Origin of the sequence: Variovorax saccharolyticus, from assembly GCF_030316765.1 — a bacterium.
GTDB classification, from domain to species: Bacteria; Pseudomonadota; Gammaproteobacteria; order Burkholderiales; family Burkholderiaceae_C; genus Variovorax; species Variovorax saccharolyticus.
Genome location: NZ_JASZYT010000001.1, coordinates 991,271 through 1,016,951, shown reverse-complemented (window position 1 = coordinate 1,016,951; position 25,681 = coordinate 991,271). Strand labels below are relative to the sequence as shown.

At 68.3% G+C, this 25,681-nt stretch carries 29 protein-coding genes; 17 read left to right on the top strand and 12 right to left on the bottom strand.

Going from position 1 to position 25,681, the window contains the following annotated elements; all coding sequences use genetic code 11:
- Positions 1-9: 9 nt before the first annotated feature.
- The 6 genes from QTI45_RS05030 (at position 10) to adk (ending at position 3,752) form a co-directional block, all read left to right on the top strand.
- The gene (locus QTI45_RS05030; protein WP_286367648.1) at positions 10-642 is read left to right on the top strand and encodes a MotA/TolQ/ExbB proton channel family protein; all 633 of its coding nucleotides are present in this window, start codon (positions 10-12) and stop codon (positions 640-642) included.
- Between the two features lie 2 nt (positions 643-644).
- A complete protein-coding gene (locus QTI45_RS05025) occupies positions 645-1,070 on the top strand; it encodes an ExbD/TolR family protein (RefSeq protein WP_286653807.1) in 426 nt (141 codons plus the stop codon).
- On the top strand, positions 1,071-2,045 hold the full coding sequence (gene lpxK, locus QTI45_RS05020) for a tetraacyldisaccharide 4'-kinase (protein ID WP_286653676.1): 975 nt from the start codon (positions 1,071-1,073) through the stop codon (positions 2,043-2,045). It abuts the gene before it with no gap.
- Positions 2,026-2,208 (top strand): Trm112 family protein, encoded by a 183-nt coding sequence (locus QTI45_RS05015; RefSeq protein WP_286367646.1) that lies wholly within the window; start codon positions 2,026-2,028, stop codon positions 2,206-2,208. Before lpxK ends, QTI45_RS05015 begins: the two co-directional genes overlap by 20 nt.
- Positions 2,205-2,972, top strand: coding sequence for a 3-deoxy-manno-octulosonate cytidylyltransferase (gene kdsB, locus QTI45_RS05010; protein WP_286367645.1), 768 nt, complete (start codon positions 2,205-2,207; stop codon positions 2,970-2,972). Before QTI45_RS05015 ends, kdsB begins: the two co-directional genes overlap by 4 nt.
- A 123-nt stretch (positions 2,973-3,095) precedes the next feature.
- Positions 3,096-3,752, top strand: coding sequence for an adenylate kinase (gene adk, locus QTI45_RS05005; RefSeq protein ID WP_286653675.1), 657 nt, complete (start codon positions 3,096-3,098; stop codon positions 3,750-3,752).
- On the opposite strand, the gene QTI45_RS05000 is transcribed toward adk, so the two are convergent.
- Genes QTI45_RS05000 through QTI45_RS04990 form a run of 3 tightly spaced genes read right to left on the bottom strand, consistent with a single transcriptional unit; the run spans position 3,753 to position 5,648 of the window.
- Positions 3,753-4,226: a DUF6152 family protein gene (locus QTI45_RS05000; RefSeq protein WP_286653674.1), complete on the bottom strand. Its 474-nt coding sequence runs from the start codon at positions 4,224-4,226 to the stop codon at positions 3,753-3,755.
- A 26-nt stretch (positions 4,227-4,252) separates the two neighbouring features.
- Positions 4,253-4,669 carry a hypothetical protein gene (locus QTI45_RS04995; protein ID WP_286653673.1) on the bottom strand — a complete coding sequence of 139 codons (417 nt, stop codon included), beginning with the start codon at positions 4,667-4,669 and terminating at the stop codon, positions 4,253-4,255.
- 4 nt (positions 4,670-4,673) lie between these two features.
- Complete coding sequence (locus tag QTI45_RS04990) at positions 4,674-5,648, bottom strand: asparaginase (protein WP_286653672.1); 975 nt, start codon at positions 5,646-5,648, stop codon at positions 4,674-4,676.
- Positions 5,649-5,737: 89 nt separating this feature from the next.
- On the opposite strand from QTI45_RS04990, the gene lexA reads away from it, so the two are divergent.
- From lexA to QTI45_RS04970, 4 genes are all read left to right on the top strand, one after another.
- On the top strand, positions 5,738-6,412 hold the full coding sequence (lexA, locus tag QTI45_RS04985; protein ID WP_286367640.1) for a transcriptional repressor LexA: 675 nt from the start codon (positions 5,738-5,740) through the stop codon (positions 6,410-6,412).
- A gap of 122 nt (positions 6,413-6,534) precedes the next feature.
- Positions 6,535-6,885: a hypothetical protein gene (locus tag QTI45_RS04980; protein WP_286653671.1), complete on the top strand. Its 351-nt coding sequence runs from the start codon at positions 6,535-6,537 to the stop codon at positions 6,883-6,885.
- A gap of 66 nt (positions 6,886-6,951) precedes the next feature.
- A complete protein-coding gene (locus tag QTI45_RS04975) occupies positions 6,952-7,959 on the top strand; it encodes a D-2-hydroxyacid dehydrogenase family protein (RefSeq protein WP_286367638.1) in 1,008 nt (335 codons plus the stop codon).
- The gene (locus tag QTI45_RS04970) at positions 7,956-9,185 is read left to right on the top strand and encodes an MFS transporter (RefSeq protein WP_286367637.1); all 1,230 of its coding nucleotides are present in this window, start codon (positions 7,956-7,958) and stop codon (positions 9,183-9,185) included. Before QTI45_RS04975 ends, QTI45_RS04970 begins: the two co-directional genes overlap by 4 nt.
- Before the next feature lie 15 nt (positions 9,186-9,200).
- Here QTI45_RS04970 and QTI45_RS04965 read toward each other — a convergent pair whose 3' ends face one another.
- The gene (locus QTI45_RS04965; protein ID WP_286653670.1) at positions 9,201-11,360 is read right to left on the bottom strand and encodes a type IV pilus assembly protein FimV; all 2,160 of its coding nucleotides are present in this window, start codon (positions 11,358-11,360) and stop codon (positions 9,201-9,203) included.
- 148 nt (positions 11,361-11,508) lie between these two features.
- On the opposite strand from QTI45_RS04965, the gene QTI45_RS04960 reads away from it, so the two are divergent.
- Genes QTI45_RS04960 through QTI45_RS04940 form a run of 5 tightly spaced genes read left to right on the top strand, consistent with a single transcriptional unit; the run spans position 11,509 to position 17,019 of the window.
- Positions 11,509-13,029 (top strand): 3-hydroxyacyl-CoA dehydrogenase, encoded by a 1,521-nt coding sequence (locus QTI45_RS04960; protein WP_286653669.1) that lies wholly within the window; start codon positions 11,509-11,511, stop codon positions 13,027-13,029.
- A gap of 9 nt (positions 13,030-13,038) precedes the next feature.
- Positions 13,039-13,818, top strand: a complete 780-nt coding sequence (locus tag QTI45_RS04955) for an oxepin-CoA hydrolase, alternative type (RefSeq protein WP_286367634.1) — start codon at positions 13,039-13,041, stop codon at positions 13,816-13,818.
- Between the two features lie 55 nt (positions 13,819-13,873).
- The gene (locus QTI45_RS04950; protein ID WP_286367633.1) at positions 13,874-14,596 is read left to right on the top strand and encodes a Crp/Fnr family transcriptional regulator; all 723 of its coding nucleotides are present in this window, start codon (positions 13,874-13,876) and stop codon (positions 14,594-14,596) included.
- A gap of 13 nt (positions 14,597-14,609) precedes the next feature.
- Positions 14,610-15,698 (top strand): phosphotransferase, encoded by a 1,089-nt coding sequence (locus tag QTI45_RS04945; protein ID WP_286653668.1) that lies wholly within the window; start codon positions 14,610-14,612, stop codon positions 15,696-15,698.
- Between the two features lie 46 nt (positions 15,699-15,744).
- On the top strand, positions 15,745-17,019 hold the full coding sequence (locus tag QTI45_RS04940; protein ID WP_286367631.1) for an acyl-CoA dehydrogenase family protein: 1,275 nt from the start codon (positions 15,745-15,747) through the stop codon (positions 17,017-17,019).
- 52 nt (positions 17,020-17,071) lie between these two features.
- On the opposite strand, the gene QTI45_RS04935 is transcribed toward QTI45_RS04940, so the two are convergent.
- The 5 genes from QTI45_RS04935 to QTI45_RS04915 all read right to left on the bottom strand — a co-directional run bounded on the left by QTI45_RS04935 (position 17,072) and on the right by QTI45_RS04915 (position 22,552).
- Positions 17,072-17,551 (bottom strand): GNAT family N-acetyltransferase, encoded by a 480-nt coding sequence (locus QTI45_RS04935; RefSeq protein ID WP_286653667.1) that lies wholly within the window; start codon positions 17,549-17,551, stop codon positions 17,072-17,074.
- 9 nt (positions 17,552-17,560) lie between these two features.
- Entirely contained in the window at positions 17,561-18,895 is a 1,335-nt protein-coding gene (gene glmM / locus QTI45_RS04930) for a phosphoglucosamine mutase (RefSeq protein ID WP_286653666.1), read from the bottom strand.
- Positions 18,892-19,752 (bottom strand): dihydropteroate synthase, encoded by an 861-nt coding sequence (gene folP / locus QTI45_RS04925; protein ID WP_286653665.1) that lies wholly within the window; start codon positions 19,750-19,752, stop codon positions 18,892-18,894. The genes glmM and folP overlap by 4 nt, the downstream gene beginning before the upstream one ends.
- 61 nt (positions 19,753-19,813) lie before the next feature.
- Entirely contained in the window at positions 19,814-21,733 is a 1,920-nt protein-coding gene (gene ftsH / locus QTI45_RS04920) for an ATP-dependent zinc metalloprotease FtsH (RefSeq protein ID WP_286367627.1), read from the bottom strand.
- 150 nt (positions 21,734-21,883) lie between these two features.
- Positions 21,884-22,552, bottom strand: coding sequence for an RlmE family RNA methyltransferase (locus QTI45_RS04915; protein WP_286653664.1), 669 nt, complete (start codon positions 22,550-22,552; stop codon positions 21,884-21,886).
- Between the two features lie 20 nt (positions 22,553-22,572).
- On the opposite strand from QTI45_RS04915, the gene QTI45_RS04910 reads away from it, so the two are divergent.
- Both QTI45_RS04910 and QTI45_RS04905 read left to right on the top strand, forming a co-directional pair.
- Positions 22,573-23,052 (top strand): YhbY family RNA-binding protein, encoded by a 480-nt coding sequence (locus tag QTI45_RS04910; RefSeq protein WP_286367625.1) that lies wholly within the window; start codon positions 22,573-22,575, stop codon positions 23,050-23,052.
- A 2-nt stretch (positions 23,053-23,054) separates the two neighbouring features.
- A complete protein-coding gene (locus QTI45_RS04905) occupies positions 23,055-23,819 on the top strand; it encodes a glycosyltransferase (RefSeq protein WP_286653663.1) in 765 nt (254 codons plus the stop codon).
- A gap of 18 nt (positions 23,820-23,837) precedes the next feature.
- Here the strand turns inward: QTI45_RS04905 and QTI45_RS04900 are convergent, their stop codons facing one another.
- From QTI45_RS04900 to kdoO, 3 genes are all read right to left on the bottom strand, one after another.
- Entirely contained in the window at positions 23,838-24,251 is a 414-nt protein-coding gene (locus tag QTI45_RS04900) for a DUF4149 domain-containing protein (protein ID WP_286653662.1), read from the bottom strand.
- A gap of 17 nt (positions 24,252-24,268) precedes the next feature.
- Positions 24,269-24,745, bottom strand: coding sequence for a transcription elongation factor GreA (gene greA / locus QTI45_RS04895; RefSeq protein WP_286367622.1), 477 nt, complete (start codon positions 24,743-24,745; stop codon positions 24,269-24,271).
- A 64-nt stretch (positions 24,746-24,809) separates the two neighbouring features.
- On the bottom strand, positions 24,810-25,679 hold the full coding sequence (gene kdoO / locus QTI45_RS04890) for a Kdo hydroxylase KdoO (RefSeq protein WP_286367621.1): 870 nt from the start codon (positions 25,677-25,679) through the stop codon (positions 24,810-24,812).
- Between the last annotated feature and the right edge of the window lie 2 nt (positions 25,680-25,681).

The window sequence follows — 25,681 nt, the reverse complement described above, 5'->3', positions numbered from 1 at the left end:
GAGGAATCCTTGTTTTCCATCATAGTTGCTGCGGGCTGGCCGATCTGGCCGCTGCTCGCCTGTTCGGTCATCGGGATGGCGCTCGTGATCGAGCGATTCGCCAGTCTCAAGACCTCCCGGGTGCTGCCGCCGAAACTGCTCGACGAAGCCATCACGGTTTCGCGGGCGTCGATTCCGGGCCCCGACGTGGTCACCAAGCTGGAGCGCAACTCCGGCCTCGGCGAGGTGCTGGCCGCCGGCTTCCGCGCCCTGAACGCCAACCCGATGGCGACCGAGGACGACCTGCGCGTGTCGATGGAATCCGCCGGCCGCGTGGTCGCGCACCGCCTCGAGCGCTACCTGCCCGCCCTCGCCACCATCGCGTCGGCGGCGCCGCTCCTCGGCCTGCTCGGAACCGTGATCGGGATGATCGAGATCTTCGGCTCGCAATCGCCGGCCAACGGGGCGGTCGGCTCGGGCAATCCGGCGCAACTGGCGCACGGGATCTCGATTGCGCTCTACAACACCGCCTTCGGCCTCATCATCGCCATTCCGGCGCTGATCTTCTGGCGCTACTTCCGCAGCCGGGTCGACGAATACCTGCTGAACCTCGAACTGGCCGGCGAACGCTTCGCCCGCCACCTGGACACCCTGCGCCGATGAGAATGCACTTTCGCCACGGCTCGCGCGAGGAGCCCGAGATCAACCTGATCCCGTTCATCGACGTGCTGCTGGTCGTGCTCATCTTCCTGATGCTGTCGACCACCTACAGCAAGTTCACCGAAATGCAGCTGCGGCTGCCGGTGGCCGACGCCGAGGCACAGCGAGACCACCCCAAGGAAGTGATCGTCGCGGTGTCGGCCGACGGCCGCTATTCGATCAACAAGACGGTGCTGCCGGACCGCAGCCTCGAAACCGTGACTGCAGCCCTGGCTGCAGCGTCCGGCGGCGCCAGCGACAACGTCGTGATCATCAGCGCCGATGCGAACGCGGCCCATCAATCGGTCATCACGGTGATGGAAGCGGCGCGCCGGGCCGGCCTCATGCAGATCACCTTCGCCACCCAGTCGGCCGCGCAGGCGGGGCGCTAGTTGCAGGACGCCTGGCTGCAGCGCGGCGTGCTGGCGCGCTTGTTGTGGCCGCTGTCTCTGCTGTACGGCGGGCTGGCCGCGCTCCGCAGGACCCTCTATCGGCTGGGCGCCCTGCGCACCGAGAGCGCGGGCGTGCCGGTCGTCATCGTCGGCAACGTGATCGCCGGCGGATCGGGCAAGACACCGGTGGTGATGGCGATCGTCCGCCACCTGGAGGCGCGCGGGCTGCGCGTCGGCGTGGTGTCGCGAGGCTATGGCCGCAGCACGCAGGACTGCCGGGAGGTGCTCGACGACAGCGCCCCGGACGAGGTCGGTGACGAACCGGCGCTGATCCGCCGTTCGACCGGCGCCCCGGTGTTCGTGGCGCGGCGCCGCATCGAGGCGGCCCGCGCCCTGCTCGCGCGCCATCCGTCCACCCAGGTGATCGTGAGCGACGACGGCCTGCAGCACCTGGCGCTGGCCCGCGACGTCGAGATCTGCGTCTTCGACGATCGCGGCATCGGCAACGGCTGGCTGCTGCCCGCGGGGCTGCTGCGCGAGCCCTGGCCGCGCCCCTGCAACCTGGTCATCCACACCGGCGACCGGCCGGCTTTCGCCGGCTTCCGGGCCCGCCGCACGCTCGCCGATCATGCGGTCCGGCGCGACGGCACCCAAGTGCCGCTGGCCTCCCTGGCCGGCGCCTCGCTCATCGCGGTGGCGGCGATCGCCAAGCCCGAGGGCTTCTTCCAGATGCTGCGTGCGCGGGGCGTGCTCCCGGTGCAATGCATCGCCTTGCCCGACCACGACGATTTCAGCCGCTGGAGCCCGCCTGCGGACCCTGGCGCGATCGTGCTTTGCACCGAGAAAGACGCGCTCAAGCTGTGGCGAAAAGCACCGGCTGCGCTGGCCGTGCCGCTGGTCTTCGAACCCGAGCCCGCCTTCTTCGCCGCGCTCGACGCAAAGCTATCATCGCGCGATGGACACCAAGCTGCTTGAACTGCTCGTCTGCCCCGTCACTAAGGGGCCGCTGACCTGGAACGCCGAGAAACAGGAGCTCGCCTCGCGCAGCGCCCGCCTCGCCTACCCCGTGCGCGACGGCATCCCGGTGCTGCTCGAGACCGAAGCGCGCACCTTGTCCGACGACGAGCTCGGCCTTTGAGCACCGAATTCACGGTCCTGATCCCGGCCCGGCTCGCATCGACGCGGCTCCCGGACAAGCCCCTGGCCGACATCGCCGGCCTGCCGATGGTGGTGCGCGTCGCCCGGCAGGCCGCCCTTTCGGGCGCCGCCGGCGTCGTGGTGGCCGCCGACGATGCCCGCATCGTCGACGCCTGCAGTGCCCACGGTGTACGCGCCTTGCTGACGCGCACCGACCACGCCAGCGGCAGCGACCGGCTGGCCGAGGCCTGCACCCTCCTCGGCCTGGCCGACGACGCGATCGTCGTCAACGTGCAGGGCGACGAGCCGCTGATCGAACCGGGCCTGATCGACGCCGTGGCCCAGACGCTGGCGCTGCATCCCGGCGCCGCCATGAGCACAGCCGCGCACGCGATCGATTCGCTCGCGGACTTCGTCAACCCGAACGTGGTCAAGGCCGTGCTCGATGCCGAAGGCAATGCGCTTTATTTCAGCCGCGCGCCGATCCCCTGGTGGCGCGACGGCTTCGCCGGCACCGGCCCGACCGCGCTGCCGACCGCCCCGGCGCCGCTGCGCCACATCGGCATCTACGGCTATCGCGCCGGCTTCGTGCGAGGCTTCCCCGGCCTGCCGCCGGCGCCGGTCGAGGCGACCGAAGCCCTGGAGCAACTGCGCGCGCTCTGGCACGGCCACCGGATCGCGGTGCACGTGAGCACGCATGCGCCGGGCCCGGGCATCGACACGCCCGAGGATCTGGCACGGGTTCGCGCCCTCTTCGGCGCCTAGAACCGCGCGGCCGCGGGCCGGGCCGGGCCCGCACCCCATGCTATCCTCGAAGCAACTCCGCCCTGCGCCGCGCCTCGCGCCCGCCATGGCGCGACAGAAATCAAAGAACCTTCCGAGGACACCATGAGACTGATTTTGTTGGGCGCCCCCGGGGCAGGAAAAGGCACGCAAGCGGCCTTCATTTGCCAGAAGTACGGCATCCCCCAGATTTCCACTGGCGACATGCTGCGCGCCGCCGTCAAGGCGGGCACGCCGCTCGGGCTCCAGGCCCAGGCCGTGATGGCGTCGGGCGCCCTGGTGAGCGACGACCTGATCATCAACCTGGTCAAGGAACGCATCGCGCTCGCCGACTGCGCACAGGGCTTTCTGTTCGACGGCTTCCCGCGCACCATCCCGCAGGCCGAAGCGATGCGCGCCGCCGGCGTCAAGCTCGACTACGTGCTCGAGATCGACGTGCCGTTCTCCGACATCATCGAGCGCATGAGCGGCCGCCGCTCGCATCCGGCCTCGGGACGCATCTACCATCTCAAGTTCAACCCGCCGAAGACCGAAGGCAAGGACGACCTCACCGGCGAGGACCTGATCCAGCGCGAGGACGACAAGGAAGAAACCGTCCGCAAGCGGCTCGAGGTCTACAGCCAGCAGACCCGTCCGCTGGTCGACTACTACTCGAACTGGGCCAAGGCCGAACCGGCGGCGGCACCGAAGTACCGCGCCATCAGCGGCGTCGGCAGCGTCGACGACATCACCCAGCGCGCGCTCGCCGCCCTGTCGAGCTGATCAGGCCGGGCTGGAACGCAGCCCGTAGACCTTGCCATCGGCGAACAGGTACTCGACCCGCATCACGGCCTCGCCCTTTTCGTCCTTGGTGCCGAAGCCGATGGCCGAGATCATCGCTCCGGGCTGGATCTCGCGCACCTTCCAGGCCTCCATCCGCGTCAGCGGCGCCAGTTCGAGCTCCCATTGCCGATCCTTGCGACGCGGCAGCGCGGCCTTGGCGAGCAGGCCCGCGCCGTCGACCGGCGCGCTTTGCGGCGGCAGTGCGCGCTGCGCCAGGTCCGCGGGCAACTTGAGATCGGTCGGCACCTCGATCATCAGTTCGGCATGCGGGTTCTGCCAGCGCGAGCTCAGGACCTTTCCTTCGAGATAGAGCGGCCGGTCCTGGTCGAAACTGCTCCAGCCATGGTGGGCCCAGGCGAACGGCATGGCGCCCGGAAGCGTGACGGCGGCGAACATGAGGCTGCGGCGTTTCATGCGTGAGGCTCCTTTCGAACCAGTGCTCAGTAGGCGATCCAGCGGCCGCAGAAGACGACCGCCAGCCAGATCGCAGTGGACGACAACATCTGTACCCGCGCCAGCAGGTCAAGTTTGGCCAGCGAACCGCGGCCGTGGAACCACAGCGCGTTGCAGCCGGCCAGCACCAGCAGCCCCATCTTGATCTGGAACGCACGGTTGGCGAGCAGATCCTGCGGCTGCGTGGCGAACATCAGCGACCCGCTGGCCGCCGCCAACGCGAAGCCGCTCAGTGCGATGCTCAGAGAGAGCCTCGCCAAACCCTGCACCGGCAGCACGGCAGCGCGACCGAAGACCCTCGCCTCGAGCGCGACCAGATTGCCGATCAGCAGCGCGATGCCCACGATATGCACGGCTTCGAGCGCCGGATAGGCCCAGGGCGTGGAGCGCAGCGCCTCGAACATGGGCTCAGCCGGTGGCAGCGCCCGCCAGCAGCTCCAGCATCAACGCGATGCGCGCCTTGACCGGCGTCAGCCCGCCGGCGTCGCGCAGGACCTGGTCCGGCCGCGACAGGATCCGTCCTTCGGAGCAGCGCGTGGCACGCAGCACCGCCACGCCCTCCGCCTGCGCGCGCAGGGCCGCCGCCTCGAGCGCGTGATGCAGCGTGCCATTGCCGGTCGCCGCCAGCACGATGCCTTGCACCGGCTCGGGTGCGCCGCGGCGTCGTTCCTCGAGCAAGGCGTCGATGAGCGTGCCCCTGGCCTCCGCATGGCTCGACAGGATCTCGACGCGCGGCCACACCGTGGCGGCCGACATGCGCTCGAAGGACGCCGCCGCCCCCGGATCGACCGGCGGCCAATCCCGGAGCTGGCGAAGCGCCCCTTCCTCGACATGGCCCAGCGGCCCGGCATCGCCGGAATCGAATGCGTCGAGCCGGTAGGTGTGGACTTTGCGGACGTCGAAGGCGCCATGAACGGTCCCCGCACACACCGCGACCACACCGCGGGCGCCCGGCGTCGCAGCGACCACGATCGCATCGCGCACGTTCTGCGGCCCGTCGGGCGCCAGCGCGCTCGCGGGCCTCATCGCGCAGGTCAGCACCACGGGCTTGGAGGGCGCCAGCACCGACTGCAGGAAGAAGGCCGTCTCCTCCAGGGTATCGGTCCCGTGAGTGATGACCACGCCCGCGACGTCCGGCTCGCCCAGCCAATGCACGCACCGCTGCGCCAGGGTCTGCCAGATGGGGAAGCTCATGTCCTTGCTGTCGACCTGCGCCACCTGCTCGGCCAGGAGCGTGATGCCGGCCGGCGCATCGATGCCCTGCAGCAGGTCGCCAACGCCGACTTCGCCCGCGGTGTAGCCGATGTTGTCATTGGCCGCCCGCGCACGGCCGGCGATGGTCCCGCCGGTGCCCAGCACGATCACGCGGCGCGCCTTTTTCATGGAGATTGGGTCCATCTATTGTCAACTTTGGAAAACTGGTTAAAAATACAGGTACTGGACGTTTAGCCAGTGCACCGCCAGGAGCCAACATGCAGTTCGCCGTCAAGCTTACAGCCCGCCAGCAGCAGATCCTCGATTTGATCCAGAGCGCCATCGCACGCACTGGCGCGCCGCCCACACGGGCCGAAATCGCTGCAGAGCTGGGTTTCAAGTCCGCCAATGCCGCTGAAGAGCACCTTCAGGCGCTGGCGCGCAAGGGCGTCATCGAACTCGTCAGCGGCACTTCGCGCGGCATCCGGCTCAAGGGCGACGCCCTGCGCTCCCTCAACGAATCCCGCAACAACCAGTTCTCGCTCTCGCTGCCCGGCATGGCGCAACTGGCGCTGCCGCTCATCGGCCGTGTGGCGGCTGGCTCGCCGATCCTGGCCCAGGAGCACATCGACCAGACCTACTACGTCGAGAACACCCTGTTCCAACGCCAACCCGACTACCTGCTCAAGGTGCGTGGCATGTCCATGCGCGACGCCGGCATCATGGATGGCGATTTGCTCGCCGTCCAGTCCACCAAGGAAGCCCGCAACGGCCAGATCGTGGTGGCCCGGCTGGGCGACGAAGTCACGGTCAAGCGCCTCAAGCGCAACAAGCAGGTCATCGAACTGCACGCCGAGAACCCCGACTACCCCACCATCGTGGTGCAGCCCGGCGAGCCCTTCGAGATCGAGGGCCTCGCGGTCGGCCTGATCCGCAACACGATGCTGATGTAGCCCCTTCTTTCACCAATCCGGCCGCGACAGGTGGCGGGCGTATGGCGAAGAGCCATCACCCTGTAGCGGCCGATGAAAGCAATCCTGCCTGTGTCCAACCTCTGACCATTCTGGAGTTCAACATGGGAATCGCTCTCTTCAACATCGCCGACTTCTTGACGCCACTGCAATCGCTGGCCGACCGCTGGATGCCGCGGCGCCGCTCGGGCCGCCGCGCGATGTCCTCGGGCCTGCGCTACGTCGGCATCCGCCCGAGCTGCGCGCAGCGGCACGCCACAGGCAGCGCCACAGCCGCTGCAAGTGCTGCAGCGGCACTCCCCCTTCGCGTGGTCCGCATGGTCGATGCACAGCATCCGGGGCGCGCCGCCGGTCGCATGGTGATCTCCGGCCGGATGGCCGACGTGTGCGCAGAACTCGATCGCCTGGTCGCGCTCGAAGCCGCCACGGCACTGCCGCGCGCCCACCTGCACTGAGGGCATCCAAGACAAAGTCGTCCCGCGGCCACAGCATGCCGTTCGTGCGAGGCACAATGGCATGCCATGAACATTGTGATTCTTGACGACTATCAGGATGCGGTTCGCAAGCTGAGCTGCGCTTCGAAGCTCGACGCCTATGCGGCCAAGGTGTACACCAACACGGTCAAGGGTATCGGACAGCTTTCTGTTCGACTCAAGGATGCCGACGTCATCGTTCTGATCCGGGAGCGCACCCAGATCTCCAGGCAGCTGATCGAGAAGCTGCCCAAGCTCAAGCTGATCTCCCAGACCGGGCGGGCCGGGGGCCACATCGACATCAATGCCTGCACCGAACAGGGCATTGCGGTGGCCGAAGGTTCGGGTTCGCCGCTGGCGCCAGCCGAACTCACCTGGGCGCTGATCATGGCCGCGATGCGCCGCCTGCCCCAGTACATCAGCAACCTGAAACACGGCGCCTGGCAGCAGGCTGGCCTCAAGTCGGCCTCGATGCCGCCGAATTTCGGGCTCGGCTCGGTGCTCAAGGGCAAGACGCTGTGCATCTGGGGCTATGGCCGGATCGGCCAGCTGGTGGCGCGCTATGGCCAGGCCTTCGGCATGCAGGTGGTGATCTGGGGCCGCGAGCAGAGTTGCGCCAAGGCGCGTTCCGACGGTTTCCAGGTGGCTCCCAACCGGGAGAGCTTCTTCGCCGCCGCCGACGTGCTGTCGATCCACCTGCGGCTCAGCGACGAAACCCGCGGCCTGGTGACGCTCGAAGACCTTTCGCGCATGAAGCCGACCGCGTTGTTCGTCAACACCTCGCGGGCCGAACTGGTCGAGCAGGATGCCCTGCTGGCGGCGCTGAACCGAGGGCGCCCAGGGCTGGCGGCGATCGACGTCTTCGAAAGCGAACCCCCGCTGCAGGGCCACGCCCTGCTGCGGCTCGAGAACTGCATCTGCACGCCGCACATCGGCTACGTGGAGCAGGACAGCTACGAGATGTACTTCGGCCAGGCCTTCGACAACGTCGTGAGCTTCATCAAGGGCAACCCGACCAATATCGTCAACCCCGGCGCGCTGCAGGTCCGTCGTTGAAGCGGCCCGCGCTGCCGGCCCCGCTGTGGGCCCTGCTGGCGGGCAATTTCGTCATCGGCACCGGGGTCATGGTGGTGCCCGGCACGCTCAACGAGCTGAGCCAGTCGCTGCAGGTCGGCGCCGCCACCGCCGGCCAGCTGATCACCGCCGGCGCGATCGTGATGTGCCTCGGCGCCCCATTGCTGGCGGCGCTGGTCGCCGGCTGGGACCGTCGCCTGCTGCTCGCCTGGACGATGCTCTGGTATGCCGGCGGGCACCTGCTGTCCCTCCTGATGCCCAGCTTCGCCGCCCTGCTGCCGGTTCGCATGCTGACCGTCGTCGCGCCTGCGGTGTTCACGGCACAGGCGGCCGCCTGCGCCGGCCTGCTGGTGCCGGTCGAGCAGCGCGGACGCGCCGTCACCTTCGTCTTTCTGGGCTGGTCGATGGCTTCCGTCCTGGGGCTGCCGATCGGCGCGCTGATCGGCGGGCATTTCGGCTGGCGGGCCGCCTTCGGCCTGATCGCCTGCCTGTCGGTCGCGAGTGCGGCCTGGATCTGGCTCAAGCTTCCCTCGGGCATCCGCCCTGCTGCGCTGTCTCGCGAGGCCTGGGGCCGCGTCCTGAAGAGCCCGCTGTTGATGGGCGTGGTCTCGGTCACCGCATTGCAGGGCGCCGGCCAGTTCGTCCTGTTCAGCTATTTCGCGCCGATCGTGCGGCAGGGCCTGGGGGCGGATGCGACGCAGATGGGCCTGCTGTGGGCCTGGTTCGGCGCTTGCGGCCTGTTCGGAAACATGGTGGTCAGCCGCTACATCGATCGCATCGGCGCCGCGCGCATGGTGCTGGTCACCACGCTGCTGATCGCGCTGAGCCTGCTGCTGTGGCCGCTGGCGATGAGCTTCACGACGCTGGCGCTGGTGCTCGTGCCCTGGGGCCTGGGCTGCTTCGCCACCAATTCGGCCCAGCAGGCACGGCTGGTGTCGCTGTCGCCGGCGCTCGCACCGGGCTCGGTGGCACTGAACAGTTCTGGCATCTACGTCGGCCAGGCGATCGGGGCAGCGGCCGGCGGCTGGCTGCTGGCCCACGACGCCATCGGCTGGATGAACTGGGTGGGCCTGGCCACCGTGCTGCTCGCGGTCGCGCTGAGCGTGACGGTCGACCACGCGCAGCGCCGTGCCCTCGCGCTCAGTCCGCCGCCGGGCCGCCCCAAGGCGGACCGCACCCCCTCGGGGGGCAGCGAGTACACGAAGTGACGAGCTTGGGGGCTCTCAGCGCTTGATGATCGGCCGCGGAGCGATCTCGGCTTCGGTGCTCGGGTCGAACAAGTCGAAGTCGATGACGTGCGGATCGTTGGACGGCGTCGGCGGCTTGGCCGGCTCGATCGGCGTGGGCATCGTCTCGTAGGCCGTCTTGTCGAAAGCGTCCAGATCCATGTCGAGGTCGGGGCGCGATACCGGGGCTTCGGCCCGGACCGGATGGTCGACTGACGGCAGCCGCGCATCCGGGTCCAGCACCGTTTCGTGCAGCATGCCCTGGTCGATCGACCCGTAGATCGAGGGCGGCAGCACCGGGCCATCGCTCACCGTCGGCGGCGGCGCCTCGACCTCGATCGGGGGCGCGGTCGCGGTGGGCGGACCGTCGCGCGCGACGGTGTCGGCGAAGGCGTGCGGCTCGAAGGCGGCCGGCGACGCGCTGGCCGGGTCGATGACTTCCTTGGCGACCGAATAGAGCAGCAGCAGTTCCTGGTAGGCGGCGAGATCGAAGGCCTCGTCGTCGTGGCGGCCGGGCTTGCGGAACACCAGTTCCTCGATCAATGCCAGTGTCCCCGGTGCCGGCCACAGCGATTCGATGCGCGCCAGCGTGCCACGGTAGTGTTCGAGCCCCTTGCCGGTGTCGGTGAAATGCGCGAAGGACGGTACATCGGCGTTGAAGGCATGCTCGAATTCCTCGGCCAGATCCGCGTAGTCGTCCTCGCGATCGAGCGAATGGAAGATGCGCAGCAGGTCGAGATAGGCCAGCGCGCTGGTGCCTGGATTGGCGGCGATGTGCTCGCGCAGCACGGCGATGGCCTGATCGTGCTGGCCCAGCGAGAGGAAGAAGTCCGACTGCTGCTGGACGTCGAACAGCTCTTCGGTGTTGACCGATCGTGCCGGCGTGCCTTCCGCCAATTGCGCCGGATGGGGCAGCGGCGCGTGCGGACCGCTGTCGAGATCATCGCCGTCGAGCGGATCGAGCGGGGCGAAGGGTGTCGGGGCGAAGGTCCTGGTCGGCCCGCCGCGGCGGGCCCGGGTGCGCGGCGGCTCGGTGTCGAGGTCCAAGTCGTCGTCGAGCAGGCCTGCATCCGGGCGCGGCCGGCGCGGGTCGCCTCCGCCTGCGGGCGCTTCGCCCCACCAGGCCGGCGCCGTCGCCCGGCGTGCCAGCCGCCACAGCATGAACATGCCGATCAAGGCCAGCAGCAGCAGCGCCACCAGGGCGTAGACCAGCGGATTGAAGTAGCGGCTCTCGCGCGCCTGGGCCAGCTCGGTGCGCATCTCGAGCAGGGTCCGCTGGTTCTGCGCCGCCTGCTCGCGCAGCGCGGTCAGCGTGGCCTCCATGTCCTTGTTGCGCTTCGCCTCGCGCTGTGCCTCCTCGGCGGCGGGATCGAGGGCGCTCCAGAGCGCTGCTGCAGCGGCGCGGCGCACCGGATCCGGTGCGTCGGGCAGGGTCAGCTCGGGCGTGGCCTTGAGGTTGCCGGCCAGCGCTGGTGCGGGCTCCAGGGCCTCCACCTGCAGCCGGGGCCGGCCTGCACCTGCTTCCCGGGGCGCATCGGGTACGGCTGCCTGCGATGCAGGCGAAGTCGCGCGAGCGGCAGGCGCGGGTGCCGGCAGCGCCGCAGCGCGCCGGGTCGCGGCGGCATCGACCGCCGCGCGACGCGGCGCCGATGGCGCATCGGTGGCCGGCTGGGCACGCGATGCAGGCGGATTGCTGCGCCGGGCGGGCGGCGGCGAGACGCCGCCGTCCTGGCCGGAGGCGCCTCCATCCCCCGCTGCAGCGCGGGCAACCGGGCGTGCGACAGGCCTCGGCGCCGGCGCGGCTTCGGGCATCTGGCGCGCGGCGGATGCGGGCACGGCCGGCAGCGCGGCGTCGACCGGCACGTCGGCCAGCAGCACGTAGTTGCGTATGGACTTCAGGTCGCAGCCGGCCCGGAGGGTCAGCGTGACCACCGGCTCCTCGATCGGCACGGTCGAGCGGATCCGGGCGCGGGACCCGCCCGACCCGGTCTCGAGCGACACGGTCACGCGCCGGTCGGGAATCGCGGAGTCGCCCTGCAGCACATCGGCCTGGAGACACAAGGAATCGCCAGCCTCCGCGGCATCGAGCGAAAGCGGGATCACCACGTCCATCGGCTTGCCGATCCAGACGGCCCCTTGGGGCCGGCCGATCGTCAAGGCGGATGATTCAAGGGCCAGGCCGACAATGAGCAGGCTCGCCGCGCGTCGTGGGAATTGCAAAATGGGCTGCTGAAATAGCAATCAAAAGTTGACACATTCTGACACGAGGGTCAGGGGCGATCATTCATAGAGGGACAATTATCAAATGACCGTGAAATTTTCCAACGTCGGCGTCATCGGTGCCGGCGCCATGGGGCGAGGAATCGCCCAGATCGCGGCGCAAGCCGGGAGCCAGGTCCTGCTGCTCGACAGCTTCGAAGGCGCGGCAGCACGCGGGCGCGAGGCCCTGCTGGCCCAATGGCGCAAGCAGCTCGACAAGGGCAAGCTCGATGCGGCGCAATGCGACGCGCTGGCATCGCGCGTGCAGGCCGTCGAGTCGGTGCAGGCGCTCGCCGCCTGCGACCTGGTGATCGAAGCCGTGGTCGAGGACCTGGAAGTCAAGCGCGCGCTCTTCCGAGAACTCGAATCCGTGGTCTCGCCTTCGGCCATCCTGGCCAGCAACACCTCTTCGCTGTCGGTGACCGCGATCGCGACCGCATTGAAGCAGCCGCAGCGGATGGCCGGCTTCCACTTCTTCAATCCGGTGCCGCTGATGAAGGTGGTCGAGGTGGTGGCCGGCTTCAAGACCGAGCCCGAGGTCTGCCGCCAGCTGGCAGACTATGCCGGGCAGATGGGCCACAGCGCCGTGCAGGCCAAGGACACGCCCGGCTTCATCGTCAACCACGCGGGGCGCGGCTACGGCACCGAGGCACTGCGGATCGCCGGCGAAGGCGTGGCCGATTTCGCCACCATCGACCGCATCCTGCGCGACCAGGCAGGCTTCCGGCTCGGCCCTTTCGAACTGCTCGACCTGACCGCGCTCGACGTCTCGCATCCGGTGATGGAGTCGATCTACCGCCAGTACTACGAGGAGCCGCGCTTCCGTCCCAGCGTCATCACGGCGCAGCGGCTGGCCGCGGGCGCGCTGGGCCGCAAGACCGGCGAGGGCTTCTACCGCTATCCCGACGGCGAGATGCAAAAGCCGGCCGAGCCGCCGGCGCCGAAGGTCGACACCCTGCCCCCGGTCTGGGTCTCGCCGCGCGCGGCCCGGCGTCCTGAACTGCTGCGCCTGGTGCATGCGCTGGGCGCCCAGCTCGAAAGCGGCGCCGCTCCGTCCGGCGCGGCGCTGATCCTGGTCGCGCCGCTCGGCTTCGACGTCACGACCGTGGCTGCGGTCGAGCGGCTCGATGCCACCCGCACGGTCGGCATCGACCTGATGGTGGACGACGCCGCCACCCGGCGCCGCGTGCTGGCGACCAATCCGGCCACCCGGCGCGACATGCGCGATGCGGCGCACGCCCTCTTCGCCAGCGACGGCAAGGCGGTCAGCGTGATCCGCGACAGCGGCGGATTCGTCACGCAGCGCGTGGTGGCGACCATCGTGAACATCGCCTCCGACATGTGCCAGCAGGGCGTCTGCTCTCCGGCCGATCTCGAGCTCGCGGTCCGCCTCGGGCTCGGCTACCCGCAGGGGCCGCTGGCCATGGGCGACCTGTACGGTCCGACCAACATGCTGGAAGTCCTGTTCAACCTGCAGACCGTCTACGGCGATCCGCGCTATCGCCCAAGCCCGTGGCTGCGCCGCCGCGGCGCCCTCGGCCTGAGCCTCACCCACCTCGAAGAGTAAGCAACGCACATGACCGCAGAACTGAAGAGCACCAGCGAAGGAGGCACGATGGTGCTGACCCTCTCCAACCCCTCGATGCGCAACGCACTGGGCCCCGAGATGTACGCCGCCGGCATCGAGGCGCTGAACGGCGCCGAGAGCAGCCAGGAGATCAAGAGCGTCGTCATCGTCGGCGAAGGCAAGTGGTTCTGCGCCGGCGGCTCGCTGCAGCGCCTGTCGGCCAACCGCGACCGCGAGCCCTCGGTGCAGGCCGAGAGCATCGAGGCACTCCACACCTGGATCGACTCGATCCGGACCTTCCCCAAGCCGATCATCGCGGCGGTCGAAGGCGCGGCGGCGGGCGCCGGCTTCTCGCTGGCACTGGCCTGCGACTTCGTCGTGTCGGCGCGCGATGCGGTGTTCGCCGCGTCCTACAGCAACGTCGGCCTGTCGCCGGACGGCGGCCTCAGCTGGCACCTGGCCCGGGCGCTGCCGCGACAGCTCGCGAGCGAATGGCTGATGCAGGGCGAGCGGCTGGAAGCGGAGCGCCTGCATCAGCTCGGTCTGGTGAATCAACTGACCGAGAGCGGCCAGGCGCTGGCCACGGCGCTCGCGCTGGCCGCCAAGCTCAACGCGCGGGCGCCCAACGCACTGGCCAGCATCAAGGAACTGCTCAGCGACGCCCGCGGCGCAACGCTGGTCTCGCAGCTGTCGCAGGAGCGCGACCACTTCGTGCGCAACCTGCACCACCCCAATGCGGGCATCGGCATCGCCGCCTTCCTTGCCAAGGAAACGCCGCGCTACGAATGAGGGCGCGTCGCTCTCGTGACAACCCCCAGCCTTTCAGTCACCGACAGGACAGTCCATGGACGACCCCATTCTTACCATCGAAGAACGTGAAGCGATCAACAGCGGTCGCTGGTTCTCTTCCCTTTCACCCTCCCTGCGCCACGACATCCTCCGATGTGCATTCGTCAAACGCTACAAGGACGGCGAGCTGATCGCCGCTCGCGGCGATCCGCCCGAACAGTGGATCGCCTGCGCGAAGGGCGCGGTGCGCGTGAGCTCGACCGCGGTGTCGGGCAAGCAGGTGACGCTGACCTATGTCGAGCCGGGCATCTGGTTCGGCGACGTGGCGATCTTCGACGGCGACCGGCGCACGCACGATGCCTATGCGCACGGCGACTCGACCATCCTGTGCGTGGCGCGGGCCGACTTCCAGAAGATCCTGTCGAACCACGTCGAACTCTACGAAGCGCTGATGCGGCTGCAGGCGCGCCGCATCCGGCAGCTGTTCGGCCTGGTCGAGGACCTCAACACCCTGCCCCTGCGCGCGCGACTGGCCAAGCAGCTGATTCACCTGGTGCGCAGCTACGGGGTGCCGAACCTGGCGGACGGCAGCCAGATGCGCATCGGCCTGCACCTGGCACAGGAAGAACTCGCCCAGTTGCTCGGCGCCTCGCGCCAGCGGGTCAACCAGGAACTGAAGGCGATGGAGCGCGAGGAAGCGATCCGCATCGAATCGGGCGGCCTGGTGGTGCTCGACCGCGCCGCACTCATGCGGATCTCCGAAGCCGACGACCAGTGAACAAAGAAGAGACATGACCCAGGACTTCGACAATTTCATCGGCACGCGTGCCGTCTCGCAACAGCATCAGGTCGACATCGGTGCCCTCACCGCCTGGCTCGAGAAGAACCTCGAGGGCTTCAAGGGTCCGCTCTCGGTCGAGATGTTCAAGGGCGGGCAGTCGAACCCGACCTACAAGCTCGTGACGCCGTCGCAGAGCTACGTGATGCGCGCCAAGCCGGGCCCGGTCGCCAAGCTGCTGCCGTCGGCGCACGCGGTCGAGCGCGAGTTCAAGGTCATGAGCGGGCTGGCCGGCACCGACGTGCCGGTGCCGAAGATGCATTGCCTCTGCGAGGACGAATCCATCATCGGCCGCGCCTTCTACGTGATGGAGTTCATGGCCGGCCGGGTGCTGTGGGACCAGTCGCTCCCCGGCGTGGACAACGCGACCCGCTCGGCCATCTACGACGAGATGAACCGGGTCATCGCCGCCCTGCACACGGTCAAGTTCGCGGATCGCGGCCTGGCCGACTACGGCAAACCCGGCAACTACTTCGAGCGCCAGATCGGCCGCTGGAGCAAGCAGTACGTGGCCTCGGTGACGCAGCCGATCCCCGAGATGGACCGCCTGATGGAATGGCTGCCGGCCCACATTCCGGCCAGCGCCCGCGACGGATCGATGACTTCGATCGTGCACGGCGACTTCCGGCTCGACAACCTGATGTTCCATGCGACCGAGCCGCGCGCTATCGCGGTGCTCGACTGGGAACTGTCGACGCTGGGCCATCCGCTGGCCGACTTCAGCTACCACTGCATGGCCTGGCACATCCCGCACGCGATGTCGCGCGGGGTCGGCGGCCTCGACCTCCAGAGCCTCGGCATCCCGACCGAAAGCGAATACATCCGCCGTTACTGCGACCGCACGGGCCTGACGACACCCGAGGCGCTGGCGCCAGACTGGAACTTCTACCTGGCCTACAACATGTTCCGCATCGCCGCGATCCTGCAAGGGATCGCCAAGCGGGTCGAGGCCGGAACCGCATCGAGTGAACAAGCCGTGGCATCGGGCCGCGGCGCGCGACCGATGGCCGAAATGGCCTGGCAATTCGCCAAGAAAGCATGACCGGCGCGGCGCGGGCCGCCTGAGCATTTACCCACCTGGAGACGACATGGACTTCGAATACTCGGCCAAGACCAAAGAGCTGCAACAGCGCGTGAGCGCCTTCATGGACGAGCACATCTACCCCGCCGAGGCCGCCTACTCGGCCGAACTGGCTGCCAACACGGCGGCCGGCAAGCGCTGGAGTGCCCTCGAAACGGTCGAGAAGGTCAAGGCCAAGGCCAAGGCGCAGGGTCTGTGGAACCTGTTCCTGCCGGTCGACAGCGCCGCTGCCTCGGGCTACCAGGGCGCCGGCCTGACCAACCAGGAGTACGCACCGCTGGCCGAGATCATGGGCCGGGTGCCATGGGCCAGCGAAGCCTTCAATTGCTCGGCGCCCGACACCGGCAACATGGAGACCATCGCCCGCTACGGCTCGGAAGAGATCAAGGCCCGCTGGCTCAAGCCGCTGCTCGAAGGCGAGATCCGCTCGGCCTTCGCGATGACCGAGCCCGACGTGGCGTCCAGCGACGCCACCAACATCTCGACCCGCATCGAGCGCCAGGGCGACGAGTACGTGATCAACGGCCGCAAGTGGTGGATCTCCGGCGCTGCCGACCCGCGCTGCAAGGTCTTCATCACGATGGGCAAGTCGGAACCCGACGCGCCCAAGCATTCGCAGCAGAGCATGGTGATCGTGCCGGCCGATGCCAAGGGCATCAAGATCATCCGTCCGCTCAACGTGATGGGCTATGACGACGCGCCGCACGGCCACGTCGAGATGCTGTTCGAGAACGTGCGCGTGCCGGTCGGCAACATCCTGCTCGGCGAAGGCCGCGGCTTCGAGATCGCCCAGGGCCGCCTCGGCCCGGGACGCATCCACCACTGCATGCGCCTGATCGGCCTGGCAGAGCGCGCGCTCGAACTGATGTGCAAGCGCGCCTCGTCGCGCGTGGCTTTCGGCAAGACCGTCGCCTCGCAGACCGTGACGCAGGAACGCATCGCCGAAGCGCGCTGCAAGATCGACATGGCGCGCCTGTTGACGCTCAAGGCCGCCTGGCTGATGGACGTGGCCGGCAACAAGGTCGCGAAGACCGAGATCGCGATGATCAAGGTGGTGGCGCCGAACATGGCCTGCCAGGTGATCGACTGGGCCATGCAGGTGCACGGCGGCGGCGGCATGTGCGACGACTTCCCGCTGGCCTACGCCTACGCCGGCGCCCGCACCCTGCGCTTCGCCGACGGCCCGGACGAGGTGCACCGCAACGCGATCGCCAAGTGGGAACTGGGCAAGTACGCACCGGCCAAGCCGGGCGACGAAGCGATGCCTGTCACGCGCTTCTGATCGGAACCTGCCGAATCGAGCCGCCGCGCACCTCCGGGTGCCGGCGGCTTTTTCACAGCTTCTTCTGGAGAAACAGCGCGCTGCCGAAGGCCGGGTCCAGCTGGTAGCCGGCGAAGCCCTCGCGTTCGTAGGCGCGCAGCGCGCTGCGATTGCCCGAGAGCACCTCGAGCGTGAGCTTGCAGGCGCCGCGCACGCGCGCCTCGGCCTCGACCTGCGCGAGCATGCGCTGCGCCAAGCGCTGGCCGCGATGGCTCGGCAGCACGACCACATCGTGCACATTGACCAGCGGCCGGCAGGCGAAGGTCGAGAAGCCCTCGATGCAATTGACCAGGCCCACCGGCCGCCCCTGATCGAAGGCCAGCACGCTGAAGGCCTGGGGACGTGCCGCGAGCGCCTCGGGCAAGCCCGCGAGCACATCTGCGGCGAGCGGCGTGCCGCCACCGGCGGGGTCGCGCGCATAGGCGTCCAGCAGCGTCACGACCGCCTGCGCATGCACAGGGTCGCGGTAATCGGCCTTCGCGATGTCGATCACACGGGCTCCCTATGCAGGATTGACCGTCGCGGCGATGCGGCGCGCGCAGGCCTCGGCCTGCGCCGCATCGCGCGCCTCGACCATCACGCGCAGCAGAGGCTCGGTGCCGCTGGCACGGATCAGCACGCGGCCGGCATCGCCGAGCTCGGCTTCGGCGCGCCCGGTCTCGGTGGCCAGGGCGTCATTGGCTTTCCAGTCCTGGCCTTCGGCCAGGCGGACGTTGATGAGGGTCTGGGGAAACAGGGTCACCCCGGCCAGCAGCTCGTCGACGCGCTTGCCGCCGCGCACGCAGGCCTGCAGCACCTGGAGCGCACTCACGATGCCGTCGCCGGTGGTGTGGCGATCGAGCGCCAGCAAATGGCCCGACCCCTCGCCGCCGAGCAGCCAGCGGCGCTTCTCGAGCTCTTCGAGCACATAGCGGTCGCCGACCTTGGCGCGCACGAACTCGATGCCCTGCCCTTTCAGCGCCACCTCGATCGCCTTGTTGGTCATCAGCGTCCCGACCACGCCGGCCGGCTTCTCGCCGCGCGCGATGCGCTCCATCACCATCAGGTAGAGCAGTTCGTCGCCGTTGAACAGGCGCCCGCTGGCGTCGACCAGCTGCAGCCGGTCGGCATCGCCGTCGAGCGCGATGCCGTAGTCTGCAGCATGGGCCCGGACCGCGGCGATCAAGGCCCCGGGATGCGTGGCGCCGACGCCCTTGTTGATGTTGAGACCATCGGGCGCACAGCCGATGCTGACCACGTCCGCGCCCAGCTCATGGAAGACCTGGGGCGCCACCTGGTAGGCGGCGCCGTGGGCGGCGTCGACCACCAGCTTCATGCCGCGCAGCGTGAGGTCGTTGGCGAAGGTGCTCTTGCAGAACTCGGTGTAGCGGCCCGGCGCATCGTTGAGCCGCCGCGCCTTGCCGAGCTGGGCCGAGTCCGCCCAGTGGGGAGGCTCCTCGAGCGCAGCCTCGACCGCGAGCTCCCATTCGTCGCTGAGCTTGGTGCCCTGCGCGCTGAAGAACTTGATGCCGTTGTCGGGAAAGGCGTTGTGGCTGGCGCTGATCACCACGCCCAGGCTGGCGCGCTGGGCACGCGTCAGATAGGCGACGCCGGGCGTCGGCAGGGGCCCGAGCAGCACCACATCGACCCCGGCGGAGTTGAAGCCGGACTCGAGCGCCGACTCGAGCATGTAGCCCGAGATGCGGGTGTCCTTGCCGATCAGCACCGTCGGCCGCGTTTCGGTCTTTTTCAGCACGCGGCCGACGGCATGCGCGAGCCGCAGGACGAAGTCCGGCGTGATCGGCGGCTGGCCCACCGTGCCGCGAATGCCGTCGGTGCCGAAGTACTGTCTTGTCATTGCTTTCGATCCTGTTGTTGTTGTTCCGCCATCGCGCCCCACACGGCAAGCGCGGCCACGGTCTCGCGCACATCGTGCACCCGGACGACGGCGGCGCCTCGCTCCACCGCCAGCACCGCCGCGGCCACGCTGGGCACCATGCGCTCGCCCGCCGCCGCGATGCCGGTGACGGCGCCGAGCGAGGACTTGCGCGACCAGCCGACCAGCAGCGGCCAGCCGCCCGCGAGCAATTCCCGCTGCCGCGCGAGCAACGCGAAATTCTGTTCGATGGTCTTGCCGAAGCCGATGCCGGGATCGAGCACGATGCGCGCCGACGCGACCCCGAGGGCCTCGAGCCCGCGCGCCTGTTGTTCGAGAAACGAGCGTACCGCAGACAGCACATCACCCGCCATCGGCGCCGTCTGCATCGTCTGCGGATCGCGGTGCATGTGCATCAGGCAGATCCCGCAGGCCGGATGCGCCGCCGCCGCCTGCATCGCGCCGGGCTGCCCCAGCGCCCAGACATCGTTGACGATGTCGGCCCCCAGGTCGAGCACGGCGCGCATCACATCGGGCTTGTAGGTGTCGACCGAGACCGGCACGCCCAGCGTGACCGCCTCGCGCACCACCGGCAGCACACGCGCCAGTTCGGCGTCCAGCGGCACGGCGGGACTGCCCGGCCGCGTCGACTCGCCGCCGATGTCCAGGATGTCGGCGCCCTCCTCGACCAGCCGCGCGCAATGCGCGACCGCGTCCGCCGTCGACGCATGGGCGCCGCCGTCGGAGAACGAATCGGGCGTGACGTTGACGATGCCCATCACCCGGGGCCGCGACAGATCGATGGCGAAGCGCGCGGTGCGCCACACGGCAGCGGTCATGCGCACCGCCCGACCATGAAAAACGGGGCCAGAGGCCCCGTGGATTGCCAAAGCAGCATGCTCAGGCTGCGGTCGGTGCCGGATCGGGGTTCACCGCCGGGGTGCCGCCGCTGCCGCCGCCACTGCCGGACGGCGGAATGCGCGGCGTCCAGTCCTTGGGCGGACGCGGTGCGCGGCCGGCCATGATGTCGTCGAGCTGCTCGGTGTCGATGGTTTCCCATTCGAGCAGGGCCTTGGCCATGGCGTGCATCTTGTCGCTGTTCTCCTCGATCAGGCGGCGCGCCAGGGCGTACTGCTCGTCGATGATGCGGCGCACTTCGGCATCGACCTTCTGCATGGTCGACTCGCTCATGTTGGTGGTCTTGGTGACCGAGCGGCCCAGGAACACTTCGCCCTCGTTCTCGGCGTAGACCATCGGGCCCAGCGATTCGGTCATGCCGTAGCGCATCACCATGTCGCGGGCGATCTGGGTCGCGCGTTCGAAGTCGTTGCTGGCGCCGGTGGTCATCTGGTGCATGAACACTTCTTCGGCGATGCGGCCGCCGAACAGCATGCTGATCTGGTTCAGCATGTACTCGCGGTCGTAGCTGTAGCGGTCCTGCGCCGGCAGGCTCATGGTCACGCCGAGCGCGCGTCCGCGCGGAATGATCGTCACCTTGTGAACCGGATCGCACTTGGGCAGCAGCTTGCCGATCAGCGCATGACCCGATTCATGGTAGGCCGTGTTGCGGCGCTCTTCCTCGGGCATCACCATGCTCTTGCGCTCGGGGCCCATGAAGATCTTGTCCTTGGCCTTCTCGAAGTCCTGCATCTCGACCACGCGCGCATTGCGGCGCGCCGCCATCAGTGCGGCCTCGTTGCACAGGTTGGCCAGGTCGGCGCCCGACATGCCGGGCGTGCCGCGGGCGATGATGCTCGGGTTGACGTCCTGGCCCAGCGGCACCTTGCGCATGTGGACGTTGAGGATCTGCTCGCGGCCGCGGATGTCCGGCAGCGTGACATAGACCTGGCGGTCGAAACGGCCCGGACGCAGCAGGGCGGCGTCGAGGATGTCCGGGCGGTTGGTCGCAGCCACGACGATCACGCCGAGGTTGGTCTCGAAGCCGTCCATCTCGACCAGCATCTGGTTCAGGGTCTGTTCGCGTTCGTCGTTGCCGCCACCGAGGCCGGCGCCGCGCTGACGGCCGACGGCGTCGATTTCGTCGATGAAGATGATGCAGGGCGCGTTCTTCTTGGCGTTCTCGAACATGTCGCGCACGCGGGCAGCGCCCACGCCGACGAACATCTCGACGAAGTCGGAACCCGAGATCGAGAAGAACGGCACCTTGGCCTCGCCAGCGATGCTCTTGGCCAACAGGGTCTTGCCGGTGCCCGGAGGGCCGACCAGCAGCAAGCCGCGCGGAATGCGGCCGCCGAGCTTCTGGAAGCGGGCCGGGTCCTTCAGGAAGTCGACCACTTCCTTGACTTCTTCCTTGGCCTCGTCGCAGCCCGCGACGTCGGCGAAGGTGACCTGGTTGGTGTTCTCGTCGAGCATCCGGGCCTTGCTCTTGCCGAAGCTGAAGGCGCCGCCCTTGCCGCCGCCCTGCATCTGCCGCATGAAGTAGACCCAGACGCCGATCAGCAGCAGCATCGGGCCCCAGCTGACCAGCAGGGTCATGAGCAGCGAGCCTTCTTCGCGCGGCTTGACGTCGAACTTGACGTTGTTGGCGATCAGGTCGCCGACCAGACCGCGGTCGAGGTAGGTGGCGGTGGTGCGGATCTTCCGGTCGTCATTGGTGATGGCGACGATCTCGCTGCCTCCCTGGCCTTCCTGGATGGTGGCGCTCTTGATTCGGTTGGCGCGTACTTCCTCGAGGAAGTCGCTGTAGCCGATGTTGCCTGCGCCGGCCGCCCCGCGGGTGTCGAACTGCTTGAACACAGTGAACAACACCATCGCGATGACGAGCCATACGGCAACTTTGGAAAACCACTGATTGTTCAAACGAAGCTCCAGTCGGGGGCGCGCAAAAAATAGGATTCAGAAAAAAGCGCACTGTGGGCGGCAATTGGCGCCCATTTTAGGCTTTTCAACCTGCGAAAACCCGTGAATTCCCTAGAGCAGCCATAGGGCACAAGCGGTTTTTGATTCGTATCAATTGGTATCAAGGCTCTTGAGGCCGATGCCGACCATGAAGGTCTCGGACGATTTGTCGCGCGAAGCCTTCGGTTTCATGGGTTTCACGGTGCGGAAGTTGTCCTTGAACAGCCGGGTCAGCTCGGCGTAGCCGCTGCCATGGAACAGCTTGGCGACCAGCGCCCCTTCGGGTTTCATGTGCTGGCGGGCGAAGTCGATGGCCAGCTCGATCAGGTGGGCGATGCGCGCCGTGTCGGCCGAGGCGATGCCCGACAGGTTGGGCGCCATGTCGGACACCACCACGTCGGCCAGCCGGCCGTCCATCGCCAGGGCCAGCCGCCCCAGCACCTCGTCCTCCCGGAAGTCGCCCTGCAGGAAGGTGACGCCCTCGATCGGTTCCATCGGCAGGATGTCGAGCGCGATGATGGTGCCGGCCAGCTCGCCCGAGGCCGCGCCCGCCGGCGACATCCGGCGCCGGACGTACTGGCTCCAGGCGCCCGGCGTCGAGCCCAGATCGACCACCAGCTGGCCCGGCTTGATCAGCCCCAGCGTCTCGTCGATCTCCTTCAGCTTGTAGGCGGCACGGGCGCGGTATCCCTCCCGGTTGGCCAGTTTCACGTAGGGATCGTTGAGGTGATCGTGCAGCCAGGCCTTGTTCAGCTTCTTGGTTTTCGGTTTGGGGTTCATTGACACTCGATAATACGGGGATGCCCGCCATACAACTTACCCCTGCGCAGCGCAAGGTGCACCGCTCCGAAGCGCACCATCTGGACCCGATCGTCATGGTCGGCGGCGACGGGCTGACGCCAGCCGTCCTGAAGGAAGCCGACGCCGCGCTCAAGGCCCATGGCCTGATCAAGGTGCGCGTCTTCTCCGACGACCGCGCGGCGCGCGAAGCCATGCTCAAGACGATGTCCGACGAACTGGACGCCGCGCCGATCCAGCACATCGGCAAGCTGCTGGTGCTGTGGCGGCCGATTCCCGAGAAGGAACGCACGATCGACGAAGACCGGATGCCCGGCCCGCGCGACGTCAAGATCATCAAGTACAGCAAGCGCGCCGGCCAGCGGCCCGAGATCAAGACCCTGCGGGTGCTCGGCAACCAGCGCCTGACGCCCGGCGGCACGATCAAGCGCGCCAAGGCCAAGCGGCCGCTCTCGGCCAAGAAGCGGAACCAGGCAGACTGAGGATGTCGAGCGAGACTGCGGGCAAGCCCCGGCGGCACGTCCTGTGCATGAAATGGGGCACCAAGTACGGACCCGAGTACGTCAACCGCCTCTACGCGATGGTGCGACGCCATCTCACGGGCGACTTCACGTTCGTCTGCCTGACCGACGATCCCAAGGGCATCCGCAGCGAGGTCAGCTGCTTTCCGATCCCGCCGCTGGCCCTGGAACTCGCCCCGGGACAACCCGATCGGGCCTGGAAGAAGCTCACCACCTTCGAGTCCGACCTGCACGGGCTGCGCGGCACGGCGCTGTTCATCGACCTGGACGTCGTGGTGGTGGGCAGCCTCGACGCCTTCTTCGAGCAGCCGGGCGAGTTCCTGATCATCCACGACTACGAACGTCCTTGGCGGCGGCGGCGGATCACCGGGAACTCCTCGGTTTACCGCTTCGAACTCGGCGCGCACCCCGACGTGCTGGCGCATTTCCGGCAGAACATGGACGCGGTGCAGGCCGAATTCCGCAACGAGCAGGCCTACCTGTCGGATTTCATGTACCGGCAGGGCAAGCTCGGCTACTGGCCCGAGGCCTGGTGCCCGAGCTTCAAGTACCACGGGATCCCGACCTGGCCAAGCAACTACTGGCGCGAGCCCTTCGTGCCGGAGGGCGCGCGGATCATGGTCTTCCACGGCGAGTGCAATCCGCCCGATGCCCTGGCCGGGCGGCGCAACCGGCGTTTCCGGTTCATCCGGCCGGCACGCTGGATCACCAGCTTCTGGAAGACCTGAAGAGGGGTCGCCCCTCGGTCAGGGGCGCCGCCCCATGCGCCAGAGCAGCACACCGGCGCACAGCCACTGGGCGAGGTACATCGCGCTGCCCAGCGAATGCCAAAGGTTGAGGTTCTCGCGCGCCAGGATGCGCGGCGCCACCGCGTACTGCTGCAGCAATGCCAACAGCAAGGCGGCCAGGATCCAGCCGATCGCCGTCCGGGCTGCGGCGTCGATGCGCTCGCCTTCGGACCGGGACCGGAAATGCACCAGCAGCACCAGCCCGCAGGCCAGCGCGACCCAGGTCTGGGCTGCGAACAACTGACCGGCCATGTTGCCGGCCACGGACGGATTGCCCAGCCGGGCGAACAGCATCGGCACCACCAGAAAACCGATGGTCGACAGGCTGCCCCACCAGAAGGCGGCGACCAGCAGGGCGATGCGATCCTTCATGCTCCCGGGAAAGCCGGTCAGAGGTAGCTGACCGCGACGATCTCGTAGCGCTTGACGCCACCGGGGGCCTGCACCTCCGCGGTGTCGCCCTCCTCCTTGCCGATCAGCGCGCGCGCGATCGGGCTGGAGACGTTGATGAGGCCGAGCTTCAGGTCGGCTTCGTCCTCGCCGACGATCTGGTACTTGACCGCTTCGCCGGTCTTCTCGTCCTCGAGTTCCACCGTGGAGCCGAACACCACCTTGCCGCCGGCGTCGAGCGCCGTCGGATCGATGATCTGGGCCGCCGACAGCTTGCCCTCGATGTCCTGGATGCGGCCTTCGATGAAGCCCTGGCGGTCCTTGGCCGCCTCGTACTCGGCGTTCTCGCTCAGGTCGCCCTGGGCCCGGGCCTCGGCGATCGAATTGATGACCCAGGGACGGTCCACCGTCTTGAGCCGTTGCAGTTCTTCGCGCAGCTTTTCTGCGCCGCGCTTGGTGATCGGGATGGTTGCCATTTCGTTGCTCCAGAAAGCGAAACCGCCGAACGCTGCCGTTCGGCGGTCGAAGGGAGAAAAAAGTTCAGACGAGCGTGCGTCCGGTCAGCCGGCTCAGGATCGCGAGCGGGCTGGATTCGGGATTGTATTGCCTTGCGGCGGGCAGATGCAGGGTCTGCTCCAGCATGTACTGGCCCGACATGACGGCATGCGAGGTCTGGTCGGAGAAGCAGACCCACACCGACCCGGCCGGGAACGGCACGGTCTGCTGCTCGCACTTCTCCTGGTAGTCCAGGTCGGACTTCATGCCGTCGTGCAGTTGCAGCATCAGGTGGTCGTATTCGCTGCGCAGCGACTTGGTGACGCGCAGCGTGCGCAACAGCTTTGCCTGCCAGCGCGAATAGGGCCTGGCGCGCGGCAGGAAGCGCCGGGCGACCGTCTCGAAGGGCTCGCCGACCCGCCAGACGCGCGGCGCGCCCTGCGGATTGGCATTGGTGAACACGCGCAGGATGCGCTCGCCGTAGTTGGGGCGCGAGGGAAAGGCGTCGACATGCAGCCGGCGATCGTCGGCACGCCACGACTGGACCCGGGTCTCGACCTGCGCCGGCCGGTAGCTCGTCGGCGCCATCCGCAGCGCGGGCACGTAGTGCGGCAGCAGGCCGTGGATCAGCCCCTGCGCCTGGCCGCGAAAGCGTCCGACCATCGCCGCCACCGCCTGTTGCCGCGCCTCGTCGCCGACCACGCCCTTGATGCGCCCATCGGCATCGAGGCTGATGTTGCGCACGTCGGGCGAGAGCAGCTCGGGCGTCAACAGCGCCTGTTCTTCGGGCAGCAGCTTGAAGCCCAGGCGCGGAAAGTACAGCACCTTGCCGGCCTCGAGTGCCGCGATCCACGCCTCATTGGGCGTGGCGGCGTTCCAGTCGTCGAGGTCGAGTTCGACCAGCTGCGCTTCCATGG

What these genes read in the sequence shown, in the direction of transcription:
- QTI45_RS04945 (WP_286653668.1), top strand. Translation starts at nt 14,610, where the DNA reads ATGACCCAGGACTTCGACAATTTCATCGGCACGCGTGCCGTCTCGCAA.
- QTI45_RS04975 (WP_286367638.1), top strand. Translation starts at nt 6,952, where the DNA reads ATGAACATTGTGATTCTTGACGACTATCAGGATGCGGTTCGCAAGCTG.
- adk (WP_286653675.1), top strand. Translation starts at nt 3,096, where the DNA reads ATGAGACTGATTTTGTTGGGCGCCCCCGGGGCAGGAAAAGGCACGCAA.
- QTI45_RS04900 (WP_286653662.1), bottom strand. Translation starts at nt 24,251, where the DNA reads ATGAAGGATCGCATCGCCCTGCTGGTCGCCGCCTTCTGGTGGGGCAGC.
- QTI45_RS05000 (WP_286653674.1), bottom strand. Translation starts at nt 4,226, where the DNA reads ATGAAACGCCGCAGCCTCATGTTCGCCGCCGTCACGCTTCCGGGCGCC.
- QTI45_RS05025 (WP_286653807.1), top strand. Translation starts at nt 645, where the DNA reads ATGCACTTTCGCCACGGCTCGCGCGAGGAGCCCGAGATCAACCTGATC.
- lexA (WP_286367640.1), top strand. Translation starts at nt 5,738, where the DNA reads ATGCAGTTCGCCGTCAAGCTTACAGCCCGCCAGCAGCAGATCCTCGAT.
- folP (WP_286653665.1), bottom strand. Translation starts at nt 19,752, where the DNA reads ATGACCGCTGCCGTGTGGCGCACCGCGCGCTTCGCCATCGATCTGTCG.
- QTI45_RS04905 (WP_286653663.1), top strand. Translation starts at nt 23,055, where the DNA reads ATGTCGAGCGAGACTGCGGGCAAGCCCCGGCGGCACGTCCTGTGCATG.
- QTI45_RS04950 (WP_286367633.1), top strand. Translation starts at nt 13,874, where the DNA reads ATGGACGACCCCATTCTTACCATCGAAGAACGTGAAGCGATCAACAGC.
- QTI45_RS04940 (WP_286367631.1), top strand. Translation starts at nt 15,745, where the DNA reads ATGGACTTCGAATACTCGGCCAAGACCAAAGAGCTGCAACAGCGCGTG.
- QTI45_RS05015 (WP_286367646.1), top strand. Translation starts at nt 2,026, where the DNA reads ATGGACACCAAGCTGCTTGAACTGCTCGTCTGCCCCGTCACTAAGGGG.
- kdoO (WP_286367621.1), bottom strand. Translation starts at nt 25,679, where the DNA reads ATGGAAGCGCAGCTGGTCGAACTCGACCTCGACGACTGGAACGCCGCC.
- QTI45_RS04955 (WP_286367634.1), top strand. Translation starts at nt 13,039, where the DNA reads ATGACCGCAGAACTGAAGAGCACCAGCGAAGGAGGCACGATGGTGCTG.
- glmM (WP_286653666.1), bottom strand. Translation starts at nt 18,895, where the DNA reads ATGACAAGACAGTACTTCGGCACCGACGGCATTCGCGGCACGGTGGGC.
- QTI45_RS04980 (WP_286653671.1), top strand. Translation starts at nt 6,535, where the DNA reads ATGGGAATCGCTCTCTTCAACATCGCCGACTTCTTGACGCCACTGCAA.
- QTI45_RS04915 (WP_286653664.1), bottom strand. Translation starts at nt 22,552, where the DNA reads ATGAACCCCAAACCGAAAACCAAGAAGCTGAACAAGGCCTGGCTGCAC.
- QTI45_RS04910 (WP_286367625.1), top strand. Translation starts at nt 22,573, where the DNA reads ATGCCCGCCATACAACTTACCCCTGCGCAGCGCAAGGTGCACCGCTCC.
- QTI45_RS04960 (WP_286653669.1), top strand. Translation starts at nt 11,509, where the DNA reads ATGACCGTGAAATTTTCCAACGTCGGCGTCATCGGTGCCGGCGCCATG.
- QTI45_RS04990 (WP_286653672.1), bottom strand. Translation starts at nt 5,648, where the DNA reads ATGAAAAAGGCGCGCCGCGTGATCGTGCTGGGCACCGGCGGGACCATC.
- QTI45_RS04995 (WP_286653673.1), bottom strand. Translation starts at nt 4,669, where the DNA reads ATGTTCGAGGCGCTGCGCTCCACGCCCTGGGCCTATCCGGCGCTCGAA.
- greA (WP_286367622.1), bottom strand. Translation starts at nt 24,745, where the DNA reads ATGGCAACCATCCCGATCACCAAGCGCGGCGCAGAAAAGCTGCGCGAA.